The organism is Kitasatospora sp. NPDC041917 (genome assembly GCF_055589745.1).
Genome location: NZ_JBVJBI010000021.1, coordinates 56386 through 69336, shown reverse-complemented (window position 1 = coordinate 69336; position 12951 = coordinate 56386). Strand labels below are relative to the sequence as shown.

General features: G+C 73.7%; 12 protein-coding genes. 2 read left to right on the top strand and 10 right to left on the bottom strand.

What is annotated here, in order from left to right:
- Positions 1–99 precede the first annotated feature (99 nt).
- Complete coding sequence (locus ACZ6EM_RS24625) at positions 100–1629, top strand: UDP-N-acetylglucosamine 1-carboxyvinyltransferase (protein ID WP_380348769.1); 1530 nt, start codon at positions 100–102, stop codon at positions 1627–1629.
- Between the two features lie 34 nt (positions 1630–1663).
- Here the strand turns inward: ACZ6EM_RS24625 and ACZ6EM_RS24620 are convergent, their stop codons facing one another.
- The 6 genes from ACZ6EM_RS24620 to ACZ6EM_RS24595 form a co-directional block, all read right to left on the bottom strand.
- Positions 1664–2170: a protein-tyrosine phosphatase family protein gene (locus ACZ6EM_RS24620; protein WP_465773236.1), complete on the bottom strand. Its 507-nt coding sequence runs from the start codon at positions 2168–2170 to the stop codon at positions 1664–1666.
- A gap of 38 nt (positions 2171–2208) precedes the next feature.
- Positions 2209–2712 (bottom strand): DinB family protein, encoded by a 504-nt coding sequence (locus ACZ6EM_RS24615; RefSeq protein ID WP_387685211.1) that lies wholly within the window; start codon positions 2710–2712, stop codon positions 2209–2211.
- A 137-nt stretch (positions 2713–2849) separates the two neighbouring features.
- A complete protein-coding gene (locus tag ACZ6EM_RS24610; protein WP_465773264.1) occupies positions 2850–3587 on the bottom strand; it encodes a cobalt-precorrin-6A reductase in 738 nt (245 codons plus the stop codon).
- The gene (cobM, locus tag ACZ6EM_RS24605; protein WP_359901657.1) at positions 3587–4348 is read right to left on the bottom strand and encodes a precorrin-4 C(11)-methyltransferase; all 762 of its coding nucleotides are present in this window, start codon (positions 4346–4348) and stop codon (positions 3587–3589) included. Before cobM ends, ACZ6EM_RS24610 begins: the two co-directional genes overlap by 1 nt.
- Entirely contained in the window at positions 4345–5583 is a 1239-nt protein-coding gene (gene cbiE / locus ACZ6EM_RS24600; protein ID WP_465773235.1) for a precorrin-6y C5,15-methyltransferase (decarboxylating) subunit CbiE, read from the bottom strand. The genes cobM and cbiE overlap by 4 nt, the downstream gene beginning before the upstream one ends.
- Positions 5584–5671: 88 nt before the next feature.
- Entirely contained in the window at positions 5672–6112 is a 441-nt protein-coding gene (locus ACZ6EM_RS24595; protein WP_465773234.1) for a gamma-glutamylcyclotransferase family protein, read from the bottom strand.
- 132 nt (positions 6113–6244) lie between these two features.
- On the opposite strand from ACZ6EM_RS24595, the gene ACZ6EM_RS24590 reads away from it, so the two are divergent.
- A complete protein-coding gene (locus ACZ6EM_RS24590) occupies positions 6245–7390 on the top strand; it encodes an EamA family transporter (protein ID WP_465773233.1) in 1146 nt (381 codons plus the stop codon).
- Between the two features lie 136 nt (positions 7391–7526).
- Here the strand turns inward: ACZ6EM_RS24590 and ACZ6EM_RS24585 are convergent, their stop codons facing one another.
- The 4 genes from ACZ6EM_RS24585 to ACZ6EM_RS24570 all read right to left on the bottom strand — a co-directional run bounded on the left by ACZ6EM_RS24585 (position 7527) and on the right by ACZ6EM_RS24570 (position 12948).
- Positions 7527–8090, bottom strand: a complete 564-nt coding sequence (locus ACZ6EM_RS24585) for an EF-hand domain-containing protein (RefSeq protein ID WP_359901645.1) — start codon at positions 8088–8090, stop codon at positions 7527–7529.
- Positions 8091–8289: 199 nt separating this feature from the next.
- On the bottom strand, positions 8290–10005 hold the full coding sequence (locus ACZ6EM_RS24580; RefSeq protein WP_465773232.1) for a dipeptide ABC transporter ATP-binding protein: 1716 nt from the start codon (positions 10003–10005) through the stop codon (positions 8290–8292).
- A 14-nt stretch (positions 10006–10019) separates the two neighbouring features.
- Positions 10020–11012, bottom strand: coding sequence for an ABC transporter permease (locus ACZ6EM_RS24575; protein WP_360338545.1), 993 nt, complete (start codon positions 11010–11012; stop codon positions 10020–10022).
- Between the two features lie 175 nt (positions 11013–11187).
- Entirely contained in the window at positions 11188–12948 is a 1761-nt protein-coding gene (locus ACZ6EM_RS24570; RefSeq protein WP_452177895.1) for an ABC transporter substrate-binding protein, read from the bottom strand.
- Between the last annotated feature and the right edge of the window lie 3 nt (positions 12949–12951).

Here is a 12951-nt window from a genome sequence, read left to right as displayed (position 1 = left end):
GAAGAACTGACGTCCATACGGGGCGAGAAACGGACAAATGGAGTACCACGCCGGACCCCCGGTCTGTCGCCATCTCAACCATGAGATATCGTCTGGCGAGTGACAGGCGACTACCTCACCCGTATCGGCACCCTCATCCGTACCGCGCGCCAGCACCGCGGCTGGTCCCAGGCGCAGCTCGGAGAGGCCCTCGGAACCAGCCAGAGCGCGGTCAACCGCATCGAACAGGGCAAGCAGAACGTCAGCCTTGAGATGATCGCCCGCATCGGCGAAGCCCTCGACAGCGAGATCGTCTCCCTCGGCTACTCCGGCCCGATGCACCTGCGCGTCGCCGGCGGCACCCGGCTCTCCGGTGCGATCGACGTCCGCAGCAGCAAGAACGCCTGCGTGGCGATCCTCTGCGCCTCGCTGCTGACCACCGGCCGCACCACGATCCGCAGCGTCGCGCGGATCGAGGAGGTCTACCGCATCCTTGAGGTGCTCACCAGCATCGGCGTCAAGAGCCGCTGGATCAACGAGGGCCGCGACCTCGAACTCACCCCGCCCGCCGAGCTGGACCTCGCGGCGATGGACGTCGAGGCGGCCCGCCGCACCCGCAGCGTGCTGATGTTCCTCGGCCCGCTGATGCACCGCGCCCAGCACTTCGCCATCCCGTACGCGGGCGGCTGCGACCTCGGCACCCGCACCGTGCAGCCGCACCTGACCGCGCTGCGCCGCTTCGGCCTGGAGGTCGCCACCACCGGCGGCGCCTACCACGCCTCGGTCGAGCCGGGCGCCCCGATGGACCGCCCGATCGTGCTGACCGAGCGCGGGGACACGGTCACCGAGAACGCCCTGCTGGCCGCCGCCCGGCACGACGGCGTCAGCGTCATCCGCAACGCCTCGCCCAACTACATGGTCCAGGACCTCTGCTTCTTCCTGGAGAAGCTGGGCGTGAGGATCGAGGGCATCGGCACCACCACCCTCACCGTGCACGGCGTCCCGCAGATCACCTGCGACGTCGACTACACCCCGGCCGAGGACCCGGTGGAGGCGATGAGCCTGCTGGCCGCCGCCGTCGTCACCTCCTCCGAGCTGACCGTCCGCCGGGTGCCGATCGAGTTCCTGGAGATCGAGCTCGCCGTGCTGGAGGGCATGGGTCTCGACTACGACCGCACCCCCGAGTACCGGGCCCACAACGGTCACACCCGGCTGGTCGACCTCACCGTGCGCCCGTCCAAGCTGACCGCGCCGATCGACACCATCCACCCGATGCCGTTCCCCGGCATCAACATCGACAACGTGCCGTTCTTCGCCGCCATCGCCGCGGCCGCGCACGGCACCACGATGATCCACGACTGGGTGTACGACAACCGCGCGATCTACCTGACCGAGCTGACCCGCCTCGGCGCCGACGTCAAGCTCCTCGACCCGCACCGGGTGCTGGTCCAGGGGCCGACCCGGTGGCGCGCCGCCGAGATGATGTGCCCGCCGGCCCTGCGCCCCGCCGTGGTCATCCTGCTCGCCATGCTCGCCGCCAAGGGCACCTCGGTGCTGCGCAACGTCTACGTCATCAACCGCGGCTACGAGGACCTCGCCGAGCGCCTCAACTCCATCGGCGCCCAGATCGAGACCTTCCGCGACATCTGAGAAACCGGACGGAACGTCATGTCACTGACCGGCCTCACCCGTTGAGGCCGGTCGGCAGCACGGCGACCTCCAGTCCGGTGTCCAGGTAGTCCACGAACACCGGGTTGTTCAGTGCCGAGGGCGAGCGCCGTTCCCGGACCAGCCGGACCGCCTCGCCGCTCTCGTGGCCGAGGCCGATCAGCGCCTGCGCCGCCACCAGGCCCGAGCGGTTGTACCCCGAGTGGCAGCGCACCAGCGTCCGCCGGCCCCGGCGGACGGCCGCCGCGGTGAGCTCGGCCGCCTCCTGGACGGCGAGCAGCTGACCGGGGGAGAGCGGGGCGTCGGGCACCTCCCGGACGACGTGCTCCACCCCCGGTGCCGGACCGTGCCCGGAACGGGTGAACAGGCTGACCACCAGGTCGAACTCAGCCCGTACGATCGCGAGTTCCAGCTCGCCGCCGGGCCGGGTGAAGTAGTGCCCGCCCATCCAGAGCCCGGGGACGATCTCGTTCCAGGGCTCGGACGGCCCGGGGGTGTCGCGTTCCTTCTGGCGGGTCCGCACGCTCTGCTCGCTCCCTCGTCGTCCGGCCGCGTCCGGTGCTACTCGCCGGTGGTGCCGTCGAGGTGCTCGCGGAGCAGATCGGCGTGGCCGTTGTGGCGGGCGTACTCCTCGATCATGTGGGTGAGGATCCAGCGGAGCGAGAAGACCTCGTCGCCGTAGTGGCCCAGGACGTCCAACGACTCGGCGGCGGACACGAGTTCCCGGGCGTGGTCGCACTCCCGGCGCCAGATCGCGAAGGCCTCGTCGGGGTCGGCGGTGTCGGCGTCGAACTCGGCGAAGGACCCGTCCGGGTGCTTCCAGAAGCCCGGCAGGCCCTCGTCGTCGAGGACGTTGCGGAACCAGCTGCGCTCCACCTCGGCGAGGTGGCGGACCAGCCCGAGCAGGGAGAGCCCGGACGGTTCCAGCACGCGGGCGCGGAGCTGCTCCGCGGTGAGGCCCGCGCACTTCATCGCGAGGGTGTCGCGCTGGTAGTCCAGGAAGCCTGCCAGGGTGGCGCGTTCGTCGGCGGTGCGGGGAGTCTGCGTACGCTGATCATCGGTCATCGGGCCATCTTCCCGACGTCCACCGGGGCCGCCCCGCAATTTCCGCGGCACGACCGGGCGAGCGGGCAACAGCACGACGGTGAGCAGCCGCAGCGCCCGGGCCGTCCAGCGCCCGGGCCGTCCAGCGCCCGGGCCGGTTAGCCCAGGTGCTCCAGCCAGCGCAGTGCGCCGGGGACGTCCGGTGCGACCGGGACGCCTTCCGTGACCGGCGGGCGTTCCACGATGATGACGGGCAGGCCGAGTCCGCGCGCGGCGGCCAGCTTGGGGGCGGTCGCGGCGCCGCCGCTGTCCTTGGTGACCAGGACGTCGATGTCGTGTCGGCGCAGCAGTGCCTCTTCGCCGTGGATCGTGAACGGCCCCCGGTCCAGCAGGACTTCGAACGAGGGCGGTACCGGGGGCTCGGGCGGGTCCACCGAGCGGGCGAGGAAGTGGACCCCGTCCAGGTGGGCGAAGGCGCCGACGCCCTGTCGTCCGACGGTGAGGAAGACCCGTTCCCCGCGCCGGGGCAGCAGGTCGGCCGCCGCGGCGAGGGAGGGGACGGGGAGCCAGCGGTCGCCGTCGACGCGGGTGAAGCCGGGGCGGCGCAGCACCAGCAGCGGGACCGCGGTGGCGGCGGCCGCGAGGGCGGCGTTCCGGGAGATGCCGGCGGCGAACGGGTGGGTGGCGTCCACCACCGCGTCCACCTGCTCGGTGCGCAGCCAGTCGGCCAGACCCTCCGGTCCGCCGAAGCCGCCGATCCGTACCTCCCCGGCGGGCAGCCGCGGCTGGGCGACCCGGCCGGCCAGCGAACTGGTGACCCGGTGCGCGGTCGGGGCCAGCTCGGCGGCCAGCGCCCGCCCTTCGGTGGTGCCGCCGAGGATCAGGACGTGCCGCATCACGCCCCGCAGGGCTCGTGCGGGCGCTCGCGGTCCGCCGAGTAGAGGTGGCTGTCGCGGAACTGCTCGGCGGCCAGCGTGCGGCCGACGAGGATGACGGCGGTGCGGACCACGCCCGCCGCCTTGACCTGCTCGGCGATGTCGCCGACGGTGCCGCGCAGCACCAGTTCGTCGGGGCGGCTGGCCATCGCGACCACGGCGGCCGGGCAGTCCGCGCCGTAGTGGGGGAGCAGCTGCTCGACCACGTCGTCCACGTAGCCGGCGGCCAGGTGCAGCACCAGCAGGGCGCCGCTGCGGCCGAGGGTGGCGAGGTCCTCGCCCTCGGGCATCGGGGTGGCGCGCTTGGCGATCCGGGTGAGGATGACGGTCTGGCCGACGGTCGGGACGGTCAGCTCCCGCTTCAGCGCGGCCGCGGCGGCGGCGAAGGCCGGCACGCCGGGGACCACCTCGTACGGCACGCCGGCCGCGTCCAGGCGGCGCATCTGCTCGGCGACGGCGGAGAAGACGGACGGGTCGCCGGAGTGCAGCCGGGCCACGTCCTGGCCGGCCCGGTGGGCGGCGACCAGCTCGGCGGTGATCTGGTCCAGGTTGAGCTGGGCGGTGTCGATCAGGCGGGCGCCGGGCGGGCACTCGTCCAGCAGCTCGCGCGGGACGAGGCTGCCCGCGTACAGGCAGACCTCGGCGCGGGCCAGGATGCGCTGGCCGCGCAGGGTGATCAGATCGGCGGCGCCCGGGCCGGCTCCGATGAAGTGGACGGTCACGAGGCGTTCTCCTGAGGGGTTTCGGGCTTGACTGCGGACCACTGGGTGACCGGCATGGCCTGGCGCCACCCGGTGAAGCCGCCCACCGGGACGGCGTGGGAGACGGCGAGTTTGACGAGCTCCCCGCCGTGGCGCCGGTACCACTCGGTGAGCAGCGCCTCGGACTCCAGCGTCACGGTGTTGGCGACGATCCGGCCGCCCGGGCGCAGCGCGGCCCAGCAGGCGTCCAGCAGGCCGGGCGCGGTGAGGCCGCCGCCGATGAACACGGCGTCGGGGGTGGGGAGTTCGGCGAGAGCGGCGGGGGCGGGGCCGGTCGCCACGCGGAGCCGGGGCACCCCGAGTGCGGTGGCGTTGCGGACGATCCGCTCGGCGCGCGCCGGGTCGCGCTCGATGCTGACGGCCCGGCAGTCGCGGTGGGCGCGCAGCCACTCGACGGCGATCGAGCCGGAGCCGCCGCCGACGTCCCAGAGCAGCTCGCCGGGGGAGGGGGCCAGCGTGGCGAGGGTCGCGGCGCGGACGTGGCGCTTGGTGAGCTGGCCGTCGCTCTCGTACGCGGCGTCGGGCAGGCCGGGGACGAGGGAGGTGCGGGGGCCGTCGCCGAGGTCGACGGCGATGACGTTCAGCGGGTCGCCGGGCGGGTGCGGCCAGCCGTCGGCGGGGCCGTCGAGGTGGCGTTCGGCGGGGGCGCCGAGCTGTTCGAGCACCCGCAGGCGGGCGCCGCCGAAGCCGCGGGCGGTGAGCAGCTCGGCGACGGCGGCCGGGGTGGCGGCGTCGGCGCTGAGCACCAGCAGGCGGCGGCCGGGGTGGAGGGCGAGGGAGAGGGCGTCCAGCGGCCGGCCGACCAGGCTGACCACCTCGGTGGCCTCCAGCGGCCAGCCGAGCCGGGCGCAGGCGTAGGAGACGGAGGAGGGGTGCGGCAGGACGCGCAGGCGCTCGGCGCCGACGGTCTCGGCGAGGGTGCGGCCGATGCCGTAGAACATCGGATCGCCGCTGGCCAGGACGGCGATGCGGCGGCCGGCGTGGGCGGCGAGCAGTCCGGGGACGGCGGGGCGCAGCGGGGACGGCCAGGGGACGCGCTCGGCGGTGACGTCGTCGTGGGGGAGCAGGTCCAGCTGGCGGGGGCCGCCGACGACGGTCTCGGCCTCCCGCAGCGCGGCCCGGGAGCCGTCGGCGAGGCCGGGCCAGCCGTCGGCCCCGATCCCGACGACGGTGATCGGGGGTGGCAGCTCGGGCACCGGGTGGCTCCTCGTCGTTCGATGGGCCGATGAGCAGGAAATCTCATTGGCCGGGGCAGCCTACCTGGCGGTTGTCATCCGCCACCCGTCATCCCACTCCTCCCCCGGCCGCTCCCCAGTCCCCCGATTCGATCAGCGCCGGCCGCTCCCGCAGCCGTGCCTCGGCCCTCGGTCCGGCGAGGTAGACCCAGGCGTCCCGCAGCTCGCCCGCCGCCGTCCGCACCGCCATCCGCCGCCGCACGTACAGCCCGGTCCCGTCCGCCCGGCAGTCCTCCAGCCGGTCCAGGGCGTCCAGGGCTCCGGCGTACGCGCCCGGGCGTACGGTGACGAGCTCACCCAGGATCCGGCGCCCGGGCGCCGGATCCGGCACCGCGTACGGGAAGCCGGGGCCCTCGTGCAGCGCGGCGCCCTCCAGGACCGCCGGCCGGATCCCGGCGCAGCGTCCGGCCAGGTGGGCGGCGTGATTGCGGCCGCCGCTGCGCAGGGTGCCGTACACGAAGAACGGCAGGGACTCCTCGGATGCGGGCACGGGTTCGACCTCCTCGTCGGGGATCGCCCACCGTACGTCCCGCAGTCCGGGTTCCGATACGGACTGGCGCACCGGGCCGTCCATGCGCTGTCATGTCGGATGTTCGGCCAGCACCGTCCAAGGGGGACACCCATGACATCGCCCGCTTCACCCTCCCAACCGGCCGCGGATCCCGGCCTCACCCCCGGCGTTCCCGCCCCCGTCCCTACCGACGCCCCCGTCCCCACCGACGCCGCCGTCCCCACCGACGCCGCCGTCCCCACCGACGCCGCCGTCCCCACCGTCCCCACCGACGCCGCCGTCAGGGCCGAGGCGGCCCCCGCCCGCGCGCCCCGCCTCGGCGGCGCGGTCTGGCTGGCCCTCCTCGTGGTCTACATCGTCTGGGGGTCGACGTACCTCGCGATCCGGATCGCCGTGGAGACGATGCCCTCCTTCCTCTCCGCCGCCGCCCGCTTCCTCGTCGCCGGCCTGCTGCTGACCGGCTACCTCCTGGTGCGCCAGGGCCCGGCAGGCCTGAAGGTGACCAAGCGGCAGCTGGCCTCCTCCGCCCTGGTCGGCCTGCTGCTGCTGACCGGGGGCAACGGACTGGTGGTCCTGGGCGAGACCTCCGTCCCCTCCGGGCTGGCCGCCCTGCTGGTGGCCGCGGTCCCGCTGTGGATGGTGGTGCTCACGGCGGTCGGCGGCGAGCGCCCGAGGCCCGCCGAGCTGGCCGGGGTGCTGCTCGGACTGGTCGGTCTCGGCGTCCTGTCGGCGCCCGCGATCGGCGGGTCGATCGAGCCGACCGGCGTGATCATGATCATCGCTGCCACCCTGCTCTGGGCGACCGGCTCCTTCGCGACCAAGAAGATCCCGATGCCCGACAACGTGCTGGCCGCGAGCGCCTACCAGATGCTGGTCGGCGGAGTCGGCGACCTGGTGATCGGACTGGGCCGTGGAGAGCAGCACGGGCTGGATCTCGGAACGATCTCCGGGCGGTCCTGGCTGGCCCTCGCCTACCTGGTGATGTTCGGCTCGCTGCTCGCCTTCACCGCGTACGCCTGGCTGCTGCGGTCGGCCCCGCTGACCCTGGTCGCCACCTACGCCTACGTGAACCCGGTGGTCGCGGTGCTGCTGGGCTGGCTGATCCTCGCCGAACCGCTGACCGGCCCGACCCTCGCGGGCGGCGCGATCGTGGTGGCGGGCGTCTGCCTGGTGGTGAGCGTCAGCCGGCGTTCGGGCGGCTCGTCGCGCGCCGGGAGTCCGGCCCGTCCGGTGAAGGAGCCGTCCGCTCGGAGGTGAGCCCGGCCCACCACCACCGCCCCGGACGGCGGCCACGGCATTCACAGCAGTCGTGACGGCCACGGCGTCCACGATGTCAACGGCGGCCCGCCCCCCGCGCTTCCGGCTCACGGGGGAGGGCCGTCCGCCGTACGGCTCAGAAGGCGTACGGCGGCTTGCCCGTCCACCAGTTGCCGGGCGCGTCCGGGTCGCGGCTGGTCCAGAACTCGATGATCGCGGTGGTGAACTCGGCGGCGGAGAGCACGCCGTCGCCGTCGGTGTCGAGGTGGCGGAAGGCCTCGTCGGCGTCGTCGCGGGAGAGGCCGGCGAAGTGGCCGCGCTGGAAGACGAAGAACTCACCGGCGTCCACCGTCCCGCTGCGGTCGGCGTCGGCGACGGCGAGGAAGGCCTCGGCGAGCGCGCCGAGGATCTCGCGCGCGGCCTCGGGGTCGTCGGCGAGCGAGCCGGTCGAGGTGACGAACTGCTGACGGGTGATCGCCTCGGTGCCGGCGGGCAGCCGGGCGAGGTGCAGGTCGTGCCAGGTCGTCAGGTAGGCGCGGACTATCACGGCCTCGGCCTCGGAACCCTCCTGATGGCCGAGCGAGCGGGCCACCGAGAGGCCCATCAGGACGTGGTCCCGCTCAGTGAGCAGGCCGTCGCCGTCGGCGTCGAGGTGATCGAAGCCGTGGTTGATCTTTGCGATGAGCAGGTCGTCCGACAAATGTGCCTCCTCGGTTGGTGATTCCTTGCTCGGGTCTCCTACGTCACATCGCCTGCACGCTAGCGTCTTGAGCCGGACCGGCGCAGCCGAACGAACGGCGAACGACCTGCCCGTTCACTTCCACGCCACTCGCCGAGCCGTCCGCCGAGCCGTCCGCCGAGCCGTCCGCCGGGCCACTCGCCGGGCGGCCCGGACCGTCTCAGTGCACCGCCGCCAGCAGCTCCCTCGTGTACGCGGTGTGCGGCGCCTCGAAGAGCTGGTCCCGGTCGGTGGACTCGACCAGCCGGCCCCGGTGCATCACCGCCACCCGGTCGCAGAAGTGCCGCACCACCGCGAGGTCGTGGGAGACAAACAGGAACGCCACGCCGAGCCGTTCGCGCAGCTCCATCAGCAGGTTGAGCACCTGGGCCTGCACCGACACGTCGAGCGCGGAGACCGGCTCGTCGGCGATGATCAGCCGCGGCTGCGGGGCCAGCGCCCGGGCGATGCCGATCCGCTGGCGCTGCCCGCCGGAGAACTCGTGCGGGTAGCGGTCCAGGTGCCCGGCCTCCAGCCCGACCTGCTCCAGCAGTTCGACGGAGCGCGCCCGCCGTTCGGCCGGGCCCAGCGAGGTGTGCAGGCGCAGCGGGGTGTCCAGGGTCCGGCCGATCGTCCGGCGCGGGTTGAGCGAGGCGTACGGGTCCTGGAAGACCAGCTGGATCTCGCGGCTGAGTCGCCTCCGGAGCTCCCGGTCGGGCCGGGTGACGTCCTGGCCGTCGTACAGCACCCTTCCGCCGGTGGGTCGTTGCAGTCCGGCCAGGACCCGCGAGGTGGTGGACTTCCCGGAGCCGGACTCGCCGACCAGCCCGAGTGTCTCGCCGGGGGCGATCCGCAGGCCGACGCCCTCGACCGCCCGGACCGGTTCGGCCCGCAGGCCGGGGAAGCGCCGGCGCCCCGGGAAGTGCACGGACAGGTCGTCCACCTCGACCAGCCAGCGCTCGGGACGCTCGACGGTCCGCGGCCGGAACGTCCGCGAGGGTGTCGGCTCGTCGACCGTCGGCAGGGCGGTGCCCGGCACCGAGTCCAGCCGGAGCGCCGCGCCCACCAGGGCCCGGGTGTACGGCTCGCGCGGCGCGGCCAGCAGTTCGGCGGTCGGCGCGGACTCGATCCCGGCCCCGCCGCGCATGACCAGCGTGCGGTCCGTCGTCCCGGCGACCACGCCCAGGTCGTGGCTGACCAGCAGCACCGCCGTCCCGTGCTCGCGCTGCAACTCGCCGAGCAGGTCGAGGACCTGCCGTTGGACGCGGGCGTCCAGGGCGGTGGTCGGCTCGTCCGCGATGATCAGCCGGGGGTCGTTCATCAGCGCCATCGCGATCATCACCCGCTGGCGCATGCCGCCGGAGAACTGGTGCGGGTAGTCGCGGCTCCGGGCCGCCGGGATGCCGACCCGGTCGAGCATCTCGGCTGCCCGCCGGCCCGCCTCGGCGCGGCCCGTGCCCGGGTGGTGCAGCCGGTACATCTCGGCGAGCTGGGCACCCACGCCGTGGAAGGGGCTGAGCGAGGTGAGCGCGTCCTGGAAGACCAGCGCGGCCCGTCCGCCCCGCACCCCGCGCAGCGCGGACTCCTCGGCACCGACGACTTCCTGTCCGCCCAGCCGGATCGAGCCGGTGACGGTGGTGGTGCGCGGGTCGTGCAGACCGAGGACGGCGAGCCCGACGGTCGACTTGCCGGAGCCCGACTCGCCGACCAGGCCCAGGACTTCACCCGGCGCGAGGTCGAAGGAGAGGTTCCGGACGGCGGTCACGGGTGCGCCGCCGCGCGGGTCGGCGAAGGCGACGGTCAGGTCGCGGACGCTCAGCACCGGCTCGTCGCTCCCCGCCGCGGTGCCCTTCGCCCCTTCGTGCCGCACGCCGTCCCCAGGAACAGTGGATTTCATCGAAGGACTCCCCATCAGCTCAGCCGCACACGCGGATCGAGCCAGGCGACCGCGAGGTCGGCCAGCGCGACGAACAGCACCATGAAGCAGGCGGCCAGCAGCACCGCGCCGACCACGGCGGGCAGGTCCTGCCCGGCGACGGCCTCCGCGGCGAACCGTCCGACCCCGTTCAGCCCGAACACCGTCTCGGTGATCACTGCTCCGCCGAGCAGCACCCCGGCCTCCAGCCCGATCAGCTGCACCAGCGGCCCGGCGGCGCCGCGCGAGGTGTACTTCAGGTGGGCGCGCAGCCGTCCCAGACCCTTGCCGCGGGCCGTGCGGACGTACTCCTCGTTCATCGTCTCCAGCAGCTGCGAGCGCGAAAGCCGGGCGAACACGGCCGAGTTGACGAAGCCGAGGACGAACCAGGGGAGCAGCATCCCGCCCGCCCAGGCGGCCGGGTCGTCGGCCGGCGGAGTGTAGGAGGGCAGCGGCAGCAGCCCGGTGGAGTACACCAGCAGCCACTGCGCGACGTACCCGAGGAAGTAGATCTGCACGCTCGCGCCGACCAGGGTGAAGCCGGAGAGCAGTCGGTCGGTCCGCCGCCCGTGCCGCAGCGCGGAGACGAACCCGGTGCCGAGACCGAACACCAGCAGAACGGCGAGCGCCCCGGCGGTCAGCGAGAGGGTGACGGGCAGGTGGTCGGCCAGTGCCTCGGTGACGGGCTGGTGCAGCCGGTAGGAGTAGCCGAGGCAGGGGGCGTCGCAGTGGATGGTCGAGCCGTCCACGTCGCCGATGTCCCGCCCGGCGACCACTCCGACCAGGTAGTCGGTGTACTGGGTGAGCAGCGGCTGGTCCAGGCCCATGCTCTGGCGCACCGCCGCGACCTGCCCGCTGTCGCAGCGCGGGCCGCAGGCGGCGCGGGCCGGGTCGGCGGGCGCGGCGTAGAAGAGGGCGAAGGCGGCGGCGGAGACCGCGACCAGGACCGCGAGGGCCTGGGCGGTCCGCCGCAGGACGAAGGAGAGCATGGCCGATCCGGGGTCGACGTGACGGGGGAGGCGCGCGAAGGGCGAGCAGCTGAGCGGGACGCGGGCGAGAGGGAGCGGGCGAGAGGGGAGGGCGCGAGAGGGGAGGGGGAAGGGGCCCGCCCCCGTTCCGCCGTGGAACCCGGGGAACCCGGGGAACGGGAGCGGGCCCCGGCACTCAGGACTTCAGGTACAGCCAGGCCAGCGAGACGGTCCCGTAGATCGGGTGGACGAACGCCCCGCCGACGTTGCTGCCGCGCAGCTGGTTGACCGTCGGGTAGGCGAACGGCAGCACCGGCAGGTCCTTCATCACGGTCTGCTCCAGCGCGTACAGCTCCTTGGCCTTGGCGCGGGGTTCGCCGATCTGGTTGATCCGGTCGATCTCCTTGTCGACCTCCGGGTTGCGGTAGCGCGCGGAGTTGATGTCGCTGCCGGCCCGGCCGTCGAAGGAGAACGGGACGAGGGTGGACGGGGTCGGCCAGTCGACCGAGCTGGTCTCCTCGAACAGGTCGTACGGGGAGTCGGTGCGGTGCACCTCGTCCAGGAAGGCCTTGGGGTCGACCGGCTTGGGCACGACGGTGATCCCGGCCTTGCCGAAGCCCTCGACCAGCACCTGCGCGACGCGCTGCCCGGTCGGGGTGTTCCGGTACGCGTAGGTCAGGCTCCCGGGCGCCTGCTCGGCCTTGGCGAGCGCGGCCCTGGCGGCCTCCGGGTCGCCCTCGGGCCTGGCCGGGTAGAGGTCGTACTTCTGGTAGTCGATCAGCGCGGGGGAGCTCAGCGTGGTGGCCAGCTCGCCGGTCCGGGCACCGCCCTGGACCTGGCGGGCCTGCTGGCGCGGGTAGGCCAGGTGCAGCGCCTTGCGGACCTCGACGTCCGGCACCCGCGCGTTGTTGATCATCAGCTGGGTGACGAAGGCGCCCTGCCGCCCGGAGACCACCAGTTCCTTGGCCTTCGGGTCGGTGTCGGTGGTCTGGTACAGCTCGGCGGAGAGGGTGTCGGAGGCGGTGGTGGCGTTGGCGCCGCCGTCCCGTCCGGAGAGGATCTCCTGGTTGAGGTTGAGCGCCTCCTTGCCGTACGTGAAGACGAACTTCTCCGGGTACTGGCTGCGGATCGGGTCCGTCTCGGGCTTCCAGGCCGGGTTGCGCTCCAGCACCATGCGGGTGTTCTGGACGTGCTCGACGATCCGGTACGGCCCGGTCGCGAACGGCAGTCGGTCGTAGTCCGTCCCGGTGTCCTTGTCCCGGCGCACCGGGGAGGAGGAGGACTGCGCGGCCATGTACGGGACGTCGGCCTGCGGCTGCGGGAAGTGGAAGACGATCGTGCGCTCGTCCGGCGTCTCGATCGCGTCCAGGTCGCCGGCCTGCGGGCCCGCGTACTTGGTGCGCGCCGCCTCGTAGCCGGCCTCGCCGGTGAGCCACTGCGGCCAGTACGGCGGGCCGACCTCGTAGCCCTTGCCGAAGGTGCGCTCGATGCCGTACTTGACGTCCTGGGCGGTGATCGGCTGCCCGTCCTCCCAGGCGACGCCCGGCTTGAGGCGGTACGTCCAGGTGCGGCCGCCGTCGGCCGGGGTGCCGGTGTCGGTGGCCAGGTCGCCGACCAGCTTGGCCTTGCCGTCCACGACCTGGTACTGGGTCAGCTGGCGGCCCCAGAGCAGCGAGGCGTTGTAGGTGGCGCCCGCGTAGACCTTCTGCGGGTCGAGGTGGCGGAACTCCACGCTGTTGTACACGTTCACCGTGCCGCCCGCGCGGGCGCCCGGGACGGCCGGGGCCGGGCCGGCGCTCTCCTGCTCGCTGCCGAGCACGGCGGTCAGCGGGGAGGTCTCCTTGGCGGAGGCCCCGGCGGCGCCGCCGGAGCCGGTGGTGCTGCCCGCGCCGGCCGAGCAGGAGGTCGCCAGCAGGGCGGTGGCGATGACGGCGAGGGACGGTCTGGTCCAGCGCATGGC